Genomic DNA, 17,568 nt, shown 5'->3' with positions numbered 1-17,568 from the left:
GACAGGCCCCCGAACGCACAGAAGGAGATCCGGGCTCGGAAGGAGATCCCTTCCGCGAGACTCGTTCCGAGTCCGAATCTCCTTCAGCGCGGAGCGGCTGCGAGCGGTTACTCGGCCTCGACCGCCTTGACCTTGAAGGCGCGCACGATCTGGATGATGCCGAGGATCACGAGCGAGACGCCGCCGAAGATCCAGAGGTAGACCGCACCCCAGATCGGGGTGAGCATGAGCGAGAAGCCGGCGAGGATGCTGATGATCGCGAAGATGATCGTCCAGGCGCTGTTGCCGCTCTTCTTGAGCGTGCTCAGGGCGAAGATGCCCTCGAACAGCCACATGATGCCGATCGCGATCGCCGCGAACAGGGCGAGGAAGGCGGCCGAGGCGGCGAGGTTCGCCATCACGACGATGCCGGCGATCACGTAGAGGATGCCGAGCACGATATTGCCGGTGCGCGACCAGCCGCTCAGCGTCTTCGAGAAGATCGCCGTGCCGAGCGACACCACGCCGGCACCGACCATGTAGACCGCGAGGATCACCGCGGTGACCTGCAGGGCGATCGCGCCCGACTTCAGCGGGTTGACGAGGATCAGGATTCCGACGATCAGCGCGATCAGGCCGCCGAGACCGAAGATGACGCGGATCGCGTCGACCGCGTGCCGCTCGGTGGAGGTTTCGGGGGTGGACATGGTGTCTCCTTTGCAGCGGGAAGCCGATGCCTGTGCGGCACCGGACCTGTCCCCATTGTGTCCGAGGATTTCACCGGGCGGGAGAGCCCTCGCCGAAAAGCGCCGGGCCGGCCGCAGGAGCGGCCGGCCCGGCGCGGGCGAGCGGAGCGGTCAGCGGATCTCGCCGTTGAAGGTCCACTGCGTACGCGGGACCCCCTCGACGGTCACCCAGGTGTCGGGGCGCGCCCCGTTCGCGGGGGTGCAGTGCTCGGCGACGACCTCGTCGATCGCGACCGCGAGACGACGGGCGAGCTCGGGATCCTCCTGGAGCCGGTGCTCGAACAGCTTGACGGTGACCAATGGCATGCGTTCCTCCTAAGCCCAGACCCGTTCGATGCGGGAGCGCCGCTCGGCGCGCGCCGCGAGCGCCTGCTCCATCGTCACAGGCGCGAAGCGCACCGCGACGCCCGGAGCCATCCGGGCGAACAGGTCCATGTCGGCGCTGATGACGGTTCCGGCCTGGGCGTACCCGCCGCCCGAGACCGCGTCGCAGTGCAGCACGATCGGCTGCGTGCCGCCCGGGATCTGGATCGATCCGACGGCGTAGCCCGCGTCGGTGATGTTCGACGGGTCCTGCCCGGCGCCGAACGGCTGCTCCTCGGCTTTCCAGGGTGCGCCCGGCCCGTCGAAGCGGAGCCCCATGCGGTCGGCGACCGGGGTGAGGGTCCACTCGGCCTCCGTGAGGTTGGCGAGCCCCTCGGCGGTGAGCTTGTGATCGTAGAGCCCCAGCAGCACCCGCACCTCGACCTGGCGCTCGTAGCTCGGCAGCCAGGAGTCGGGGATCCGGTCGAGCACTGCGCGTTCGCTCGGCGCGGGCGTCCCCACCGGGATCCGGTCCCCGGCCTGCAGCGCGCGCCCCTCGAAGCCGCCCAGCTTGCCGATCGGATAGGTGGAGCGCGAGCCGAGCACCTCGGGCACATCGATTCCGCCCGCCACCGCGATGAAGTACTTGGTCCCGCCGCGGATCATGCCGAAGGACAGCTGATCGCCGGCGGAGAGCTCGAGGCGGACGTTCTGCTCGGCGGGCGCACCGTTCACCTGCACGTCGACCGGGGCGCCGGTGACCGCGACGACCACGTCCTCGTCGGTCGTGAGCGTCGGCCCGAGGTAGGTCGCCTCGAGCACCGCGGCATCGGGGCCGTTGCCGACGAGCCGGTTCGCGAGGGTCGCGGCGTACTGATCCATCGCGCCGCCCTGGGGGATCCCGAAGCGGTAGTAGCCGAAGCGGCCGCGATCCTGCACGGTGGTCGCGAGACCGGGGGTCTGAATCTCAAGCGGCATCGAGGGCCTCCAGGAGTGCGCGGTTGGAGGCCTCGGGATCGGCGAGCGCCTCGGAGAGGGAGAAGGTGACCGGGGCCTGGCGGTAGCGGTAGCTCCCGTCGGCGACGGCGGCTTCGATCTCGCGGTACTCGGCCTCGTCGACGGGACGGTACTTGACGATGTCGCCCGTGCGGAACAGCACCATGAAGTCGCTGAAGTCGGCGAGCCGCTGCTCGGGATCGAAGATAGGGGTCGGCGTGATCCCGAGCATCTGGTAGCCGCCCGCGCCGCGCACCGAGTAGTGCGCGGTGAAGCAGCCGCCGATGCCGAGCGTGAGCGGCGGGGTGTCGGTGCGCGGGCTCAGGTACTTCGGCACCTGGAGCTGCCGCTCCCGCGGGGTGAGCTGGAACAGGAACGGGAGTCCGGCGACGAAGCCCACCATCGACACGAGCCACGGGGTCTCGTGGTGCCGTCGGATGAACTCGTCCGCGTCGGCGAGCCCGTTCACCTCGGCCGCGTAGTCGAGGTCGGTGCCGGCGGGACGCTGGTGGAACCCCTCGCGGAACCGGGTCTCGGTCTCGCGGGTGTAGGGATCCGCGTACCAGACGGGCACCTCGATCACCCGGGTCGGCAGCTCCTGCACCGTCGCCCGGCGCACCTCGCCCTCGAGGGCGCGGAGCCGCTCGATGAGCTCGGTGTGCGCGAGCCGGTCGGGGTCGAAGCGGACGAGCAGCGAGGCGTTCGCGGGGCAGATGTCGATGACGCCGTCGAGCCGCTGCTCCTCGAGCCCGTGCGCCATGGTGTTGGCGACGAAGTTCGCCTCGAGCGACATGTCGGGCGCGATCTCGACGAGCAGGAACTCGTCGCCGCCCCAGCTGTACCGGGCCTGTTCGGGCAGGGTCATGATGCGTTTCCCTCCAGCAGTCCGCTCACCGATTCGATGTAGGTCGTGTGGTGCTGCGCGGCGGCGAAGTCCTCGAGCGCGACGAGCCGGCGCATGAGCGGCACGGTCGACTTGATCCCGCTGATCTCGACCTCGCCGAGCGCGCGAGCGGCGCGCGCGAGCGCCTGCTCCCGGTCCGGCGCCCAGACGATGAGCTTGCCGAGCAGCGAATCGTAGAACGGGACCACGGTCTGCCCGGCCGAGAAGCCGAAGTCGGCGCGGACGCCCGGGCCGCCCGAGAGGTCGAGCTGCTCGATGCGGCCGGGGCTCGGCATGAAGTTGTTCTCGGGGTCCTCGGCGTTGATCCGGAACTCGAAGGCGTGGCCCTCGAACGAGATGTCGTCCTGGGTGTACCCGAGCTTCTCGCCCGAGGCGATGCGCAGCTGCTCGCGCACCAGGTCGATCCCGGTGATCGCCTCGCTGATCGGGTGCTCGACCTGCAGGCGGGTGTTCATCTCGATGAACGCGACCTCCTGACGCTGCGGGTCGTACAGGAACTCGATGGTCCCGGCGCCCACGTAGGCGGACTGCCGCGCGAGCTCGACCGAGGTGTCCCGCATCCGCTGCCGCAGCTCGTCGGGCAGGCCCGGAGCGGGCGCCTCCTCGATCACCTTCTGCTGCCGCCGTTGCATCGAGCAGTCGCGGTCGCCGAGATGCACCCAGGTCTCACCGTCGCCGAAGATCTGCACCTCGACGTGCCGTGCCGCGGTGACGAAGCGCTCGAAGTAGACCTCGCGGGAGTTGAAGGCGGCGAGCGCCTCGGCCTGCGCGACCTCGACGGTGCTGCGCACCTCCTCGCGCGATGCGATGCGTCGGATGCCGCGCCCGCCGCCGCCCGCCGAGGCCTTGACCACCAGGGGGTAGCCGATCTCGTCGGCGATCGCCTCGATGTCGCCGTCGGTGTCGAGCGCGCCGTCGGTGCCGGAGAGCACGGGCACGCCTGCCTCGATGGCCGCCTGCCGCGCGCGGGACTTGTCGCCCATGAGCTCGATGGCCTCGGGGGTCGGCCCGACCCAGGTGATGCCCGCGTCGCGTACCCGGCGCGCGAAAACGGCGTTCTCCGAGAGGAAGCCGTACCCGGGGTGGATCGCGTCGGCGCCCGTCTGGGCGGCTGCGGCGAGGATCGCCTCGTGGTTGAGGTAGCTGAGGCCGGCCGGGGCCGGACCGATCACCACCGACTCGTCGGCCAGGCGCTCGGCGTTGGACCCGCGATCCCCCTCGCTCACGACCGCGACGGTCGCGATCCCCATCTCGCGCGCGGTCCGGATGATCCGGACCGCGATCTCGCCACGGTTGGCGATCAACAGCTTCTTCACTCGTCGCTCCTTCGGTGCTGCTCTGCGTCTGCTTCGGCGGGCCGGCTCAGTCGATCGTCGCGATGACGTCGCCGGGGCCGACCATTCCGTTGTCCTCGGGGCCGAAGGAGGTCACCGTGCCGGCGACCTCCGCCCGGATCTCGGTGAACTGCTTCATGATCTCGATGACGCCGATGGTCTGGCCCGCCTCGACCGCGTCGCCGATCTCGACGAACGCCGGCTTGTCCGGGGCGGGGCGGCGGTAGAAGATTCCCGGGATCGGGGCGATGATCTGCGTGCTCATGAGGCTGTGCGGTCTCTTTCTCGATGGGTGCTGCGGGCCGCGTCGATGCGGCGGGCCGGCGACTGGGGTTCGGTGGGTGGGGCGTGTCAGAGCGACGCGAGGGCCTCGCGCACGGCGCGGGCGACCAGGGCGGCGTTCGGGGTGTCGGAGTGGACGCAGATACTGCCGAAGCTCATGGGGATGTCGGTCCCGTCCTCGGCGGCGACGACGCCCTCGAGCACCGCGCGGCGTGTCCGCTCGGCCGCGGCCTCGGGGTCGGTCGCGTGCGGCTGCCGGAGGATGATGAGCCCGCCGTCGGCGTTGTAGTCGAGGTCGACGTAGAGCTCGCCGACGAACTCGACGCCCTCGCGCTCGGCGACCCGCTGGTGGGCGGATCCGGCGATGCCGAAGACCGGCACGCCGTAGTCCCGGGCGACGCGCACCGCGCCCAGCATCAGTTCCTCGTCGCGGGCGAGCATGCCGTAGAGCGAGCCGTGCGGCTTGATGTGGTTGAGGGGCAGGTCGTGCCCGCGCAGGAATCCGGTGAGGGCGCCGATCTGGTAGCGGATCAGGCTCTCGACCTCCGCAGGGCTCAGCTTCATCTCGCGGCGCCCGAAGCCGACGAGGTCGGGGAGCCCCGGGTGGGCGCCGACGCGGACCCCGTGCTGCTTCGCGAGCGCCACGGTCGCCTCCATGACCGCGGGATCGCCGGCGTGGAACCCGCAGGCGACGTTCGCGACGTCGATGATCGGCATGAGCGCCGGGTCGTTGCCGAAGGTGTGGAGACCGAAGGCCTCCCCCATGTCCGAGTTCACGAGAGCGATGTCACGACGTTGTGTGGTCATGCGGACCAAGCTACGCGGAGCGCCCGGAGCGTGGTTATTATGCAACTGCACGAATGTCCCTGCGAATTTCAGGCAGATGCGAGAGGCCGAGACGATGCGAGTGTCCGATCTGATCATCGAGCACAGCCTGCAGCTGCGCCTCGAGACCCCCACGGGCCCGAAGCGGCTCGCGCAGGAGATCACGCGCTGCGCCCCGACCGAGCACCTCGATCCGACCCCGTTCCTCGACCCCAACGTGCTGCTGCTCACCGCCGGGATCGGCATGAACTTCTCGGAGCAGAGCATCTGGGACGGCTACGTCGAGCGTCTCGCCCGGGTCCCGGTCGCCGCGCTCGGCTTCGCGGTCGGGATCGCGCACGCGGAGCTCCCCCGCGGCCTCGTCGAGGCATGCGTGAGCCACGACCTGCCCCTGCTCGAAGTGCCGGCGTCGGTGCCGCTGCTCAAGATCGACCAGTACGTGGAGGGCATGCTCGAGGCCGAGCAGATCGCGCGCTACGACCGGGGATGGTCGCTCGCCGACGAGTGCGCCCGGCTCGCGAGCCGCGGTGCCGAGGTCGCCACCCTGCTCGCCGCGATCTACGCCGCGCTCGAACTACCCGTCGCCGTCTACGACGCCTTCGACTCGCTGATCGCGCAGTACCCCGAGAGCGTCACCTGGCGCGAGGGGAAGAGCCGGGCGGCCCAGCCCGACGTGCTCGCGATGCCGCTCCCGATGGGGCTCAGCCAGCCCTGCCAGCTGGCGGTGCGCCTCTACGGCTCGGCGTCCGAGATCGAGGCGCTGCTCGCGCCCGTCAGCTCGATCCTCGCCCTCCAGCTGAATCGATCGGTCGCGGTCGACGCGAACAGCCACCACGACATGCAGCGCTTCGTGAACCGGTGCATCGCCTGGTCGGAGGCCACGCGCAGCGACGTCGCCGACGCCTTCCACGAGCTCGGGCTGAGCCGCCGGGCCGAGACCTCGCTCGTCGTCGCGGACCTGCGCGGCGAGCACGCGGCCGCCGCGTGGAAGCTCCGGATCGCGCTCCACGACGCGTTCAACGACGTCCGCGTGACCGAGATCGACGACCGGCTCATCGCCCTCGCGCAGTTCCCCCGGGACGAACCCCTGCGCTTCACCGAGCGGCTCGAGCAGCTGCAGCCGAACCTGCCGCTCGTGTTCCGGCCCCCGACCCGCACCATCGACGAGCTGCGGATCGCGCTCGTGCACGCGCTCGATCTCGTGCGGCACGTGGAGCACCCGGTGACCGCGCCGGCGCTGGGCCTCGGCGCCGTCGTCGCGGCCGCCGCCGGACGCGGTGCGCGCGAGTCCGCGGAACGGTTCCTCGCCCCGCTCCTGGAGCACGACGAGCAGCGCACCACCGAGCTGCTGCCGACGCTGCGGGTCTGGCTGCGCAACGACGCCCAGCCCTCGCGCACCTGCGAGGAGCTGTTCATCCACCGCAACTCGCTGAGCTACCGGCTGCGCCGTATCGAACAGCTGCTCGGGCTCCCCCTCGACACCCTCGACGGCAAGGCGACCTGCCTGCTCGCCCTCCGACTCGTGGATCTCGAGCCGTACTAGGTCGCGCCGGCGCGGGCAGTCCAGCGAACGGAAGCGCGAGGCACCCGTCATCCTGCGCGACGGAGGAGTCGCAGGATCCTGCGATTCGTTCCTCACGCAGGATGACGGGTGCCTGCCGAACGGGGCGATCAGCGCGCGGCGCCCGCTCCCACGACGGGGATGAGGCCGGTGCGGCTGGTGGGGCGCACCCGCCACAGCAGGGCGTAGACCACCGCGGCCGACACCGCCGTGAGGATCGGACCCCACGTGGACCCGACTCCGGCCAGCGCCGGGTCGATCGTGCCGAGCTGGAGCATGATCAGGCCGATCACGGTGCCCACGATCCACGAGATGAGGCCGTTGCTGTTGAAGGCCCGGTAGTGCCGGTCGCCGATCGCCGCGTGCTCCTGGTGCCGTCCGCCGTCGAGCAGCACGTGGGTGAGCGCGATCGCCACCCAGGCGGTCACGAGCACGCCCTGCCAGGCGAGAGCGAGCAGGAGGTACTGCACGATGGGCAGCAGCATCAGCAGGAAGATGATCACTGAGGAGATGAGCACCCAGGCGAGGTTCGGCAGCCGCAGCCGAAGCACCCGCTCGCCGAACGCCCGCAGGTTCGCGGCGCCCAGGTAGTAGTTCGCCGTGTTGATGCGGGTCTGCGAGGCGATGATGACGATGAGGCCGAAGATCCCCATCAGGTTCACGATGCCGCCGGCGACGCCGGTCTCCGACACCTCCATGCCGGGGATCGTGAAGGTGAGGAAGATGCCGACGAACGCCGAGAAGCCGTAGGCGAGCACGTAGAACAGCGGTCCGAAGGTGAAGCGCTGGTGGAACTTCACATCCTTGCGCTTGCCGAGGGCGGCGTAGTCCATGGTGAACATCATCATGATCCAGATGCCCATGTAGCCGGCGAAGGTCGCGAGCCAGCCGGGACCGCCCGACACGAAGGGCAGCTCGACCTTCGGCGCGTGGGTGAGCCAGGCGTCGCCGAAGCCGTACACGGCGCCCGCCCAGATGACCGCGGCGATCAGGCCGAAGAAGTACAGCGGCATCAGCCAGCCGTTGAGCTTGTCGAGGAAGCGGCGCACGCCGCCGATGATGAGCGGCGTCGAGTAGACGACCACCACGAGGCTCCACAGCCACATCGGGCCGCCGAACGCCGCCATGAGCGCGTAGGCCACGATCGATCCCTCGAACACGGCGTAGTAGATCGCGACGAGGGCGAAGATGATCGTCGCGATCGAGGATCCTGCGGTGCCGAGGATCGTGCGCGAGAACTGCGCGACCGTCGTGCGGTTGTTGATGGCGTACTTCGACAGCACGGCGTTGATGGCGCCGTAGACGATGATCGTCAGGACGATGCCGATGATCGCGTTCGCGGTGCCGTAGGCGGCGGCCATGGCGGCGCCGATGTAGACGAAGAAGAATGCGCTCGCGACGCCGTACCAGGCCAGCGCGAGCGAGCCGCGGCTCATCTGATCGTCGTCGTTGCCCTCGCGGGCGAGTGCGTCGGTCGCTTCGACATCGTCGTTGCTCCCGGTGAGGTTCAAGCTCACGGTTCATACCTCCATTGGTATTCGGGTGCGCCGTTTCTGCGCAGGCCGACGCGTCGCTGCGCGGCCGCCGCATCGCGGCAGGGTTCTTCGCCGGCGGACCGTGCCGCGTCGAAGTCGGGAGGACGGGACCCTCGGGGCCCGGTCTCGCGCGACACCCTCAATCGTGGGGTGACGCGAAGCGTGCGAATACTGTGCAGATGCCGGAAGAATCCGGATCATTTCGGGCAACTGCACCGTTCCGGGGAACAGGGTGGGGCCGGGGCCCGGCGCTGAGGGATCGCCGGGCCCCGACGTGCGGGGTCAGGCGCCCCAGTGCGCCGCGGAGCGGCGCTGCATCTGCTCGCGATGCTGGCGGGTGGTCTCGGCGAACAGCTCACCGGTGCCCCAGTCGAGCACGACGCCGTGGCGTCGGATCACGTCGAGCAGGTCGATCTCGCCGGCCCGGTACTGCTGCGCGACGCCCTCCGCGTCGGCTTCGAGCCACTCGGCCCGGTGGGTGCGGATCCAGGATCGCTGGGTCGCGGTCGCCTCGCGGTCGATCTCGTAGCGGTCGAGCTCGGGGTCGACGGGCAGGATCACGACGCCGTAGTCGGCCGAGGCGCGCTCGATCGATACGTAGCCATCGATGACGTCCTCGAGCACCTCCTCCGGCGTGCGGTGCAGGGGATCGCCGAATCCGCCGCCGCCCGCCGAAGGCCGGTAGAAGGTATCGCCCGGCTGCACCGGCACCGAGGAGAAGATGGACCCGAGGAACCGCTCGCTGTCGGAGTCGCGGTTGAGCCAGACCCCGTGCGGGATCGACGGCAGGCCGCCCTCGATGCCCCACGTGATCGAGCGGGCGCGGTCGCAGCAGTAGCTCATGACCGAGGCGTCGGCGTCGGTGATCATGCCGCCCTTCTCGACGCCGCAGCCGCCGCGGAACCGGCCGGGCCCGCCCGAATCGGTGCCGATCTGGTGCATCGTGGTGAGCACGGGCGTGAGGCGCTCCTGCCCCTCGCAGGCCTGCACCGCGAGGCCGACGCCGAACACGGGCGCGGTGGCGCTCGAACCGTCCTTCGAGGAGCGGCCGCCCCAGCCGCCGGCCATCCAGTCGTACCACATGAAGTACGGGTTCTCCTCGCGCCGGGCGTCGCGCCCACCGACGAGCAGGTACTCGAGATTGAACGCGCAGGCCATGGCCCGCTCGGGCATGATCTGCGACCAGATCTCGAAGATCCCGTTCATGAGCTTCTCGTACGGGCCCGAGCAAAATCCGGTGACCGCGTAGGGCCATCCGGCGTTGACGACGGTTCCCTCCGGCCCGATGTCGGCCGTGACGGCGGCGTAGAAGCCGGAGTTGAGCGGGACGTCCGGGAAGAAGGTCTTGGTGCCCGCGTAGATCGCCGAGAAGGTGGTGCCGTAGCCCGAGTTGAGGAACGTGTCGACGACCTCGGCGCTGCCCTCCAGGTCGTAGTGGATCCCCTCGCCGTCCAGGGTCATGACGATCTTCACGGGGACGAGCCCCTCCGGCTTGCCCGGGTCGAGGTCGAGGTAGTCGACGGTCTCCCAGCGTCCGCGCGGGAGCTCCTCGAGGCGGCGGCGCACGGTGCGCTCGACGTAGTCCTGCGTCTCCTGCATCGCGAGCTCGACGGTCTCGGTGCCGTAGCGCTCGACGAGCCGCAGCACCTCGCGCTCGCACACCGCGGTCGCCTCGGACTGCGCGTGCAGGTCGCCGAGCGCCTGCTCGGGGGCCCGGGTGTTGGCGACGAGCAGCTGGGCGACGTCGTGCAGGAACTTGCCCTGCGACCAGACGCGGATCGGCGTGATCCGCAGGCCCTCGCCGAAGTGCTCGGCCGCCGAGACGTCGAAGGATCCGGGCACCTTGCCGCCGATGTCGGCCCAGTGCCCCTTGTTCTGCGCGTAGGCGATGATCCGCCCCTCCGAGAAGACGGGCCGCACGAACGAGACGTCGTTGAAGTGGGTGCCGCCCCGGTAGGGGTCGTTGATCGCGAAGACGTCGCCCGGGTGGATGTCGTCGCCGAACTCCTCGATCACGGCCTTCGCCTGGAAGTGGAGCGTGCCGACGTGCACCGCGATGTCGCCCGATCCCTGCATGACCGTGTTGCCGTGCTTGTCGCAGAGCGCCGAGGAGAAGTCGCGCGAGTAGATGACGAAGGAGTAGCAGGTGCGCAGGATCTGCTCGCTCATGAGGTCGACGCTCGTCGCGAAGGCGTTCTTCAGCACCTCGAAGGTGACGGGGTCGAGCGCGGTCCGGCGCGCCTCGCCGGCGCGGGTCGCGGGTGCGGTGGTGGTGCTCATCGGGTGACCTCCTCGAGGTGGATGCGGATGTTGAGCCACTCGTCGATCTCGGCGCGGGTGTGCGGCGGGACCACCGTCGTGGAGTCGAGCTGGTTCACGATCGCGGGACCGGCGAACGCGGTGCCCGCGGCGAGCGCGTCGCGGTCGTAGACGGGGGTGTCGACCCAGCCGTCGCCGCCGAAGTAGACGGGGCGGCGCTCGGCGGGCGCGCCGGGCGCCTGCGGGACGGGCTCGGTCGGACGGAACGAGGGCTTCGGGATCTTGCCGACCGCGCCGAGGTGCAGCTGGTAGACCTCGACGGGTGCATCGTCCTGGCGGAACGCGAACTCGCGCTCGTACTGCTCGTGGAAGGTGCGCACCGCGCGGGCGATCGCGCCGGGGCCGGTACCCATGGGCACCTGCAGCGAGCGCCACTGCCCCTGGTAGCGCATCGAGATCTTGCGCTGCAGGATCGCGTCCTCGCTCGCGACGCCCTCGTGCCGCAGTCGGGCTGAAGCCTCGGTCTCGAGCTCGACGAAGGCCTGCTCGATCCCCTCCTCGTCGGCGCCGGACGCGAGGCCCGTGTACATCTGGGCGAAGTCGTGCTGGATGTCGACCAGCAGGCATCCCATGGCCGAGGTGACGCCGGGGCTCGGGGGCACCACGACGGTCGGGATCCCGAGCTCTCGGGCGACGTCCGCGCCGTGCAGGGCGCCGGCGCCGCCGAAGGCGAGCAGGGCGAAGTCCCGGGGGTCGTAGCCGCGGCGGATCGAGACGAGGCGGACGGCGTCGGCCATGTTGGCGTTCGCGACCGAGACGATCGCCTGCGCGGCCTCCTCGAGCCCCATGCCGAGCGGCTCGGCGATGACCCGGGCGATCGCCTGCTCGGAGAGCGAGCGGTCGAGCTGCTTCACGCCGCCGGCGAGCGAGGTGCCGAGCCGGCCGAGCACGACGTTCGCGTCGGTGTTGGTCGGCTGATCGCCGCCCGTGCCGTAGCAGGCGGGCCCGGGATCCGCGCCGGCCGACTGCGGGCCGTTGCGCAGGGAGCCCGCGATGTCGATGTGGGCCAGCGATCCTCCGCCCGCGCCGATGGTGAGCACCTCGATCGAGGGGAAGATGATGGGGTGGCCGTACTCGACCTGCCACTCCTGGGAGACCCGCAGTTCGCCGTCGGCGACGAGCGCGATGTCGGTCGAGGTGCCGCCCATGTCGAGGCTCACCGCGTTGTCGTAGCCGCACTGCTGGGCGATGTGCTTCGCCGAGATCGCGCCGGCGGCGATGCCGGAGGCCGCGAGCCGGACGGGGAACTTCTCGACGAGGCGCGGGGTCATGGATCCGCCGCCCGAGTGGAGCAGCAGCAGGTCGCCCGCGTAGCCGCCGTCGCGGAGCCGGTCGGCGAGGCGGTTCACGTAGCCCGAGACGAGGGGCGCGAGCACGGCGTTCGCGACGGCCGTGTTGAAGCGGGGGTACTCGAAGATCTCAGGCAGCACCTCGGCGGAGGTCGAGACGGTCGCGTCGGGGATCGTCTCCTCGAGGATCTCGCGCATGCGGGTCTCGTGCGCGGCGTTCGCGTAGGAGTTCAGGAAGCAGACGGCGATGGTCTTGACGCCGCGGCGGCGCAACAGCTCGGCGAGCTCGCGCGCCTCGCCCTCGTCGAGCGGGGTGATGGTGCTGCCGTTGTAGTCGATGCGTTCGGTGACCTCGAAGCGGTCCCGGCGACGGATGTAGGGCTCCGAGACGTCGTTGTAGGCGTCCCAGAGGTCGTCCTTGGTGCCGTCGCGGATCTCGAGCACGTCGCGGAATCCGCGGGTCGTCACGAGCGCGGCGGCCGGGAAGTTGCGGGTGATCAGCGCGTTCGTCGCGACCGTGGTGCCGTGCGAGAAGAGCGCGACGTCGCTCAGGTCGATCTCGCCGCGCTCGACCCCGTTCATCACCGCGATCATCGGATCGCTGGGCGTCGACGGCACCTTGGTCACGCGCATCTGCTGGGTGTCGTCATCGAAGATGCAGACGTCGGTGAACGTCCCTCCGACGTCGACCGCGACACGGACACTGCTCATGGGCTTCCTCCTGAAGTTCGTCATTGAGTTCCGGATGCATCCCACCTTCGTGGGGCGCAGCACCGAGGTCACTGGAGAATGCGCAGCATTCCACGCAACGCATTGTGGATTCTCCAAATTCTGGCGAAGATGAGGGGGCGAATCCTCTCGTTCGCACAAACCGTACTTCCGAACCGCACGATCGGAGGCCGAACATGGACGTTCCGGCACCGCCGCCGCTGTCCGAGACCGAGCGCCTGGCGGCCTCCCTCGACATCACCAACGCACTGCTGTCGGCGATCTCGACGACCGACCCGCTGCCCGCGCTGGTCTCCCGCATCAGCGCGCTCTGCCACGGCACCGCGATCGTCTACGACTTCGAGGGATCGGTCGTCGCGAGCACCGGGGAAGCCCCGATCCAGCTCATCTGGAACGAGATCGCGCAGACCAACCGCCGCGAGCTCGACGTCCCGATAGGGCGCTGGCGGGTGCTCACCCGACGAGTCTCGCTGCGCGACAGCGTGCACGTTATCGCGCTGGCGAGCCGCACCCCCGAGACCCTCGTCCGCCTCGGCGAGATCCTGCTCGATACCTCCGAGCGGCTGCTCGGTGCGGTGCACGGCATCCAGTACGGCGCGAGCCGGCGCGATCGGCGGGACAACGAGCAGCTGCTCGCGAGCCTGCACGACGGCGTGCTCCCCGCCCGAGAGCACCGGTTCTGGGCCCGGCTCGCCCAGTTCCGCTTCCCCGCCTACGCATCGGTCCGCGCGCTCGAGCTCGCACCGTTCGACGGTCCCTCGGCGACCGAGGCGCACCTGGACCATCTGGCGCAGCGCGCCCGCGCCGAGGAGCTCCCACTGCTCGTCATGCTGCGCCGCGCCGACGCCGACGCGCCGGCGACGCTCGCCGCGCTGGTGCCCGAGAGCGACGCGAGCGCACGCTGGATCGACTCGCTCACCCGCACCCTGCTCGTCGGCGCATCTGCGCCGTTCGCCGAGCTGACGCGCGTGGCCGACAGCGCGCGCGAGGCGGAGACCGCGCTCGGCATCGCCCGGCGCTGGGCCGCCTCCGCCGAGGCGCCGTCGTTCCTGGAGCCCACTCGCATGGATCGCATCGACCTCGCGACCTGGGCGCTGGCGCACGTCGACCCGCGTCAGCTGGAGCAGCGTACCGCGGCGGCGCTCGACCCGATCCGCTCGCCGCAGCTGCGCGAGACCCTGGCCGTCTACCTGGCCGCCGAGCAGAGCATCGCCCGCACCGCCGAGCAGCTGTTCGTGCATCCGAACACGGTCCGCTACCGGCTGGGACGCATCGAGGCGGCGATCGGGGCGCCTATCGCTTCGGCGTTCGCCGTCACCAATCTCACCCTGGCGCTGCACGCCGACCTCATCGGCCGCCGTGCGTCGGGACCGGCGCCCGCCACGGGCTGATCGTCGCCCCGGCCGAATCTCGTCGGGCTGAATCCCGTCGAGTGGCGGCAATCACGCCCTTCCCGGTTCGATTCGGCTGGTTTGGCGCCGCTCGACGGCGGTCCCGGCCGGCCCACGCCCCTAGCCGATGCGGGCGCGCAGGCGCTCGGTGCCCACCGTCGCCTCGGTCCGGCCGTGCGCGAGCGGCAGCCCCTCGCGGTCGACCGCGACGAACACGATCCGCTCGAGCGTCAGCACTTCGGCGCCGGTGACCGCGTTCTCGACGCGGCAGCTCAGCGTGATGGAGGTGCGCCCGAACGCGAACACCCGGTACTCGAGCTCGAGCAGGTCGCCGCGATCGGCCCGGGCCGAGAAGTCGATCGCCGACATGTGCCGCGTCACCACGTCGACGGTGCCGAGCTGCGTGACCGCGACGATCGCGGCCTCCTCGTCGACCCACTGCAGCAGGCGCCCGCCGAAGAGCGCGCCGTGCTGGTTGAGATCCTCGGGCTTGACCCACTTGCGCACGACGTGCCGGTACTCGCTCATGCCCTCACCCTACGGGGAGCGCGCCGCGAACGGGGCATGCCGACGGATCCGCCCCTAGGCCCCGGCCGCCCGCAGCAGCTCGGCGATCTCGGTGAAGCCGAGTTTCTCGGCGTGCTCGAGCGGCGAGACGCCCCACTGGTCGGTCATGCCGGGGTCGGCTCCCGCGTCGAGCAGGATCCTCACGATCTCCTGCTGCGCTTCGCCGCCGTCGCGCAGGATCACGGCCTCAAGCAGCGGAGTCCATCCGCAGAGGTTCGTGTGGTTGACGTTCATGTCGGGCAGCGTCGCGAGGTAGCGCGTCAGCTCGACGTACCCCTTCTCGGCCGTCGGGTGGATCCCGACCCCGTCGAAGCGGGTCGTCCGCTCGAGGTCGGCGCCCGCCTCGACCGCGCGGCGCGCGACCTCGAGGTCGTCGTTGATGCAGGCCCAGAGCAGCGGGTTCAGCTTGATCCGGTTCTGCGCGTCGATGTCGGCGCCCGCGGCGACGAGCGCATCGAACGCCGCGAAGTTGCGCGCGCGCGCCGCGATCAGCACGGCCGAGGAGCGCTGCTGCTCGCTGCTCGCCGTGGCGTCGACGTCGGCGCCCGCGGCGATCACGGCGCGCACCTCGTCCGCGGTCGCGGTCGCGACGGCCTCGGGCCACTGGATTTCGGTCATGGAGTACCACCTTCGGAATCGAGGGCCGGGGAACCGGCCCTGAGGATCACGGATTCCGCGGGGCGATCGTGCGCGCAGGGGCGCCCGTCCCCGGGAGTCTCGAGCGCCGCGTACGCGTCGACCAGCCCGAACAGGGCGTCGGTGCCCGAGGTCGAACCGATCGCTGCTGCGGCGGCGAACGCCGCGGGTGCAGCGGGGTCGCCGAGGAGCACGGCGCGCGCCGCAGCCGCGAGGTCGCTGTGGAACGCGCGCTCGCACGCAGCGAGCAGGAAGTGCCGGCTGACCGCGGTCGTGCGGTCCCGCCCGTCGGCCGATCCGAGGAGCTCTCGGACCGCGACGGCGACGGCCCCGCGTGCGGTTTCGGCGTCGGGATGGGCGGAGAGCGCGACGAGCGTTCCGACGAGGTAGTCGTCGCCCGACGGGGTCAGACCGATGCCGAGCCCGACGAGCCCGGCGACCGCGCGGCGCAGCTCCGGCGATGCGACGGGCGGGCGGGCGGCGGAGCGGGCCGCGGACGGGGCGGCCCCTCGGATCTCGGCCGCGAGCGCGAGCCCGAAGGCGGAGCGGGCGATGGCGAGACGCGCTCCGACGGCGCGTTCGAACGGGGGCCCGTTCTCCGCGGGGACGAAGGAGCCCGGGCGGGCGGTCTCGGCGAGCAGCCCCGCGACGCTGCGGGGATCGAGCCGGCCCCTCGGGCCGGGCGGGTCGATGCTGCAGGGCGGCTCGCCCTCGCCGAACGGATCCCGCCCCGCGACCGGTTCCACGCGGCTGTCGAAGTAGCCGACCCCGCGCAGGTCGACCGCGAGGCCTCCCCGGCCGCCGACCTCGATGCCGCCGGCCCGGATGACGACGCGGTCCCCGGCGCGCACCCCCGAGAAGTCGGAACGGTCGGTGATCAGCACACCGGGTGCGGGTCGCCCCCCGGCGGCGAGCAGCGTGAACTGCGCCCCGCCGAGCTCCAGGTTCACGGCGTGCGCGAACGCCGTCGTGATCGCGGCGCTGCGCGCCTCGGTGCGGGCCGATGCGATCAGGGGTCGCCACGCTTCGTCGGCCAGCACGGCCGACGAAGCGAACGGGATCCCGGGCAACGGCGTCGCCTACTTCTTCTTCGCGGCCTTCTCGACCCAGACGATGCCCGCCTCGTGCTGCGGCACGATCTCGGTGCCGATCCGGCGCGCGAGCAGATCATCGAGGCGGTCGAGCGGGCCGATGAGCACCCGTCCGCCGGCGCGGGCGACGCGGATGGCGGCGTCGATCTTGGGCTGCATCGATCCCTCGGCGAAGCGCATCGCGGCGACGGCGTCGGCCGAAGCGGTCAGGATGTCGCGCTGCTCGGGGGTGCCCCAGTTCTCGCTGACGTAGTCGCCGTCGGTGAGCATGATGAGCGTGTCCGCGTGGATCTCGGCGGCGAGCGCGGCGCTCGCCGCGTCCTTGTCGACCACGGCCTGCACGCCGACGCGACGGCCCGAGGACTCCTGCTTCACGGGGACGCCGCCGCCGCCGACGCAGACCACGAGGGTTCCGGCGTCGAGCAGGCGGCTGATGAGCGGGGCCTGCGCGATCGACTGGGGAACGGGCGAGGGCACCACCCGGCGGAACAGGTCGCCGTCCTTGGCGATGGTCCAGCGGTACTCGGCGGCGGCTTCGGCCGCGTCGTGCGCCGAGTACTGCGGGCCGATGAGCTTGGTCGGGCGGTCGAACGCCGGGTCGTTCTCGTCGACCACGGTGGTGGTGAGGATCGCGGCGACCTCGCGGGCGCCGCCCAGCGCATTGGCGAGCTCCTGCTGCACGACGTAGCCGATCATGCCCTGGGTCTCGGCGCCCAGGATGTCGAGGGGGTAGGCCGCGACGTCCTGGTATGCCAAGTTCTGCAGCGCCAGCAGTCCGACCTGCGGGCCGTTGCCGTGCGTGATGACGACCTCGTTCTCGCCGGCGAACTTCGCGAGGGCGATGCACGCCTCCCGCACGTTCTTGCGCAAGTAGTCGGCGGTCATGGGCTCGCCGCGCTTGGCGAGGGCGTTTCCTCCGAGTGCGACGACAGCGCGCATGGCTTCCTCCTCCTGATGCCGGGAGGGAAGCCTTCCGGGATCTGCGTCCGATCGAATGCCGGTCAGCATAGCAGCACTTCGTATACCAAAACACGACAGTTTTGCCAGGCTCCTGAAATCACCAGCGTTTCCCACAGAATTT

The 17,568-nt window shown here is 70.7% G+C and carries 16 protein-coding genes; 2 read left to right on the top strand and 14 right to left on the bottom strand.

Features of this window, described 5'->3' with window-relative positions:
- Positions 1-107: 107 nt before the first annotated feature.
- The 7 genes from XM48_RS14255 to pxpA all read right to left on the bottom strand — a co-directional run bounded on the left by XM48_RS14255 (position 108) and on the right by pxpA (position 5,351).
- Positions 108-686: an HdeD family acid-resistance protein gene (locus XM48_RS14255; protein ID WP_046456487.1), complete on the bottom strand. Its 579-nt coding sequence runs from the start codon at positions 684-686 to the stop codon at positions 108-110.
- 150 nt (positions 687-836) lie between these two features.
- Entirely contained in the window at positions 837-1,031 is a 195-nt protein-coding gene (locus tag XM48_RS14250; RefSeq protein ID WP_156175080.1) for a tautomerase family protein, read from the bottom strand.
- Between the two features lie 9 nt (positions 1,032-1,040).
- Positions 1,041-2,006, bottom strand: a complete 966-nt coding sequence (locus XM48_RS14245) for a biotin-dependent carboxyltransferase family protein (protein WP_046456485.1) — start codon at positions 2,004-2,006, stop codon at positions 1,041-1,043.
- Positions 1,996-2,889 carry an allophanate hydrolase subunit 1 gene (locus XM48_RS14240; protein ID WP_046456484.1) on the bottom strand — a complete coding sequence of 298 codons (894 nt, stop codon included), beginning with the start codon at positions 2,887-2,889 and terminating at the stop codon, positions 1,996-1,998. Before XM48_RS14240 ends, XM48_RS14245 begins: the two co-directional genes overlap by 11 nt.
- The gene (locus tag XM48_RS14235) at positions 2,886-4,244 is read right to left on the bottom strand and encodes an acetyl/propionyl/methylcrotonyl-CoA carboxylase subunit alpha (RefSeq protein ID WP_046456483.1); all 1,359 of its coding nucleotides are present in this window, start codon (positions 4,242-4,244) and stop codon (positions 2,886-2,888) included. The genes XM48_RS14240 and XM48_RS14235 overlap by 4 nt, the downstream gene beginning before the upstream one ends.
- Positions 4,245-4,290: 46 nt before the next feature.
- Positions 4,291-4,527 (bottom strand): acetyl-CoA carboxylase, encoded by a 237-nt coding sequence (locus tag XM48_RS14230; RefSeq protein ID WP_046456482.1) that lies wholly within the window; start codon positions 4,525-4,527, stop codon positions 4,291-4,293.
- Positions 4,528-4,613: 86 nt separating this feature from the next.
- On the bottom strand, positions 4,614-5,351 hold the full coding sequence (gene pxpA / locus XM48_RS14225) for a 5-oxoprolinase subunit PxpA (protein WP_046456481.1): 738 nt from the start codon (positions 5,349-5,351) through the stop codon (positions 4,614-4,616).
- Positions 5,352-5,451: 100 nt separating this feature from the next.
- On the opposite strand from pxpA, the gene XM48_RS14220 reads away from it, so the two are divergent.
- Positions 5,452-6,912 (top strand): PucR family transcriptional regulator ligand-binding domain-containing protein, encoded by a 1,461-nt coding sequence (locus XM48_RS14220; protein ID WP_197074216.1) that lies wholly within the window; start codon positions 5,452-5,454, stop codon positions 6,910-6,912.
- Between the two features lie 128 nt (positions 6,913-7,040).
- On the opposite strand, the gene XM48_RS14215 is transcribed toward XM48_RS14220, so the two are convergent.
- The 3 genes from XM48_RS14215 to XM48_RS14205 all read right to left on the bottom strand — a co-directional run bounded on the left by XM48_RS14215 (position 7,041) and on the right by XM48_RS14205 (position 12,784).
- Positions 7,041-8,447: a cytosine permease gene (locus XM48_RS14215; protein WP_046456479.1), complete on the bottom strand. Its 1,407-nt coding sequence runs from the start codon at positions 8,445-8,447 to the stop codon at positions 7,041-7,043.
- Between the two features lie 300 nt (positions 8,448-8,747).
- Complete coding sequence (locus tag XM48_RS14210; RefSeq protein WP_046456478.1) at positions 8,748-10,745, bottom strand: hydantoinase B/oxoprolinase family protein; 1,998 nt, start codon at positions 10,743-10,745, stop codon at positions 8,748-8,750.
- Positions 10,742-12,784: a hydantoinase/oxoprolinase family protein gene (locus XM48_RS14205; RefSeq protein ID WP_046456477.1), complete on the bottom strand. Its 2,043-nt coding sequence runs from the start codon at positions 12,782-12,784 to the stop codon at positions 10,742-10,744. The genes XM48_RS14210 and XM48_RS14205 overlap by 4 nt, the downstream gene beginning before the upstream one ends.
- A gap of 194 nt (positions 12,785-12,978) precedes the next feature.
- Between XM48_RS14205 and XM48_RS14200 the strand changes: the two genes are divergently transcribed.
- Positions 12,979-14,193, top strand: coding sequence for a CdaR family transcriptional regulator (locus XM48_RS14200; RefSeq protein WP_046456476.1), 1,215 nt, complete (start codon positions 12,979-12,981; stop codon positions 14,191-14,193).
- Between the two features lie 120 nt (positions 14,194-14,313).
- Here the strand turns inward: XM48_RS14200 and XM48_RS14195 are convergent, their stop codons facing one another.
- From XM48_RS14195 to XM48_RS14180, 4 genes are read right to left on the bottom strand one after another with little or no spacing between them, the layout of a single operon-like run.
- A complete protein-coding gene (locus tag XM48_RS14195) occupies positions 14,314-14,721 on the bottom strand; it encodes an acyl-CoA thioesterase (RefSeq protein ID WP_046456475.1) in 408 nt (135 codons plus the stop codon).
- A 54-nt stretch (positions 14,722-14,775) separates the two neighbouring features.
- Positions 14,776-15,378 carry an ankyrin repeat domain-containing protein gene (locus XM48_RS14190; protein ID WP_046456474.1) on the bottom strand — a complete coding sequence of 201 codons (603 nt, stop codon included), beginning with the start codon at positions 15,376-15,378 and terminating at the stop codon, positions 14,776-14,778.
- A complete protein-coding gene (locus XM48_RS17135; RefSeq protein WP_052961538.1) occupies positions 15,375-16,466 on the bottom strand; it encodes a DUF2877 domain-containing protein in 1,092 nt (363 codons plus the stop codon). The genes XM48_RS14190 and XM48_RS17135 overlap by 4 nt, the downstream gene beginning before the upstream one ends.
- A 9-nt stretch (positions 16,467-16,475) precedes the next feature.
- Complete coding sequence (locus tag XM48_RS14180) at positions 16,476-17,426, bottom strand: carbamate kinase (protein WP_046456473.1); 951 nt, start codon at positions 17,424-17,426, stop codon at positions 16,476-16,478.
- Positions 17,427-17,568: the final 142 nt, after the last annotated feature.

The organism is Leucobacter sp. Ag1 (assembly GCF_000980875.1).
Classification (GTDB): domain Bacteria; phylum Actinomycetota; class Actinomycetes; order Actinomycetales; family Microbacteriaceae; genus Leucobacter; species Leucobacter iarius.
This window is presented reverse-complemented; position numbering and strand designations above follow the sequence as displayed.

Coding starts and splice junctions, on each gene's coding strand:
- XM48_RS14195 (WP_046456475.1), bottom strand. CDS start 14,721: ATGAGCGAGTACCGGCACGTCGTGCGCAAGTGGGTCAAGCCCGAGGAT.
- XM48_RS14240 (WP_046456484.1), bottom strand. CDS start 2,889: ATGACCCTGCCCGAACAGGCCCGGTACAGCTGGGGCGGCGACGAGTTC.
- XM48_RS14245 (WP_046456485.1), bottom strand. CDS start 2,006: ATGCCGCTTGAGATTCAGACCCCCGGTCTCGCGACCACCGTGCAGGAT.
- XM48_RS14230 (WP_046456482.1), bottom strand. CDS start 4,527: ATGAGCACGCAGATCATCGCCCCGATCCCGGGAATCTTCTACCGCCGC.
- pxpA (WP_046456481.1), bottom strand. CDS start 5,351: ATGACCACACAACGTCGTGACATCGCTCTCGTGAACTCGGACATGGGG.
- XM48_RS14190 (WP_046456474.1), bottom strand. CDS start 15,378: ATGACCGAAATCCAGTGGCCCGAGGCCGTCGCGACCGCGACCGCGGAC.
- XM48_RS14210 (WP_046456478.1), bottom strand. CDS start 10,745: ATGAGCACCACCACCGCACCCGCGACCCGCGCCGGCGAGGCGCGCCGG.
- XM48_RS14250 (WP_156175080.1), bottom strand. CDS start 1,031: ATGCCATTGGTCACCGTCAAGCTGTTCGAGCACCGGCTCCAGGAGGAT.
- XM48_RS14255 (WP_046456487.1), bottom strand. CDS start 686: ATGTCCACCCCCGAAACCTCCACCGAGCGGCACGCGGTCGACGCGATC.
- XM48_RS14205 (WP_046456477.1), bottom strand. CDS start 12,784: ATGAGCAGTGTCCGTGTCGCGGTCGACGTCGGAGGGACGTTCACCGAC.
- XM48_RS14200 (WP_046456476.1), top strand. CDS start 12,979: ATGGACGTTCCGGCACCGCCGCCGCTGTCCGAGACCGAGCGCCTGGCG.
- XM48_RS14180 (WP_046456473.1), bottom strand. CDS start 17,426: ATGCGCGCTGTCGTCGCACTCGGAGGAAACGCCCTCGCCAAGCGCGGC.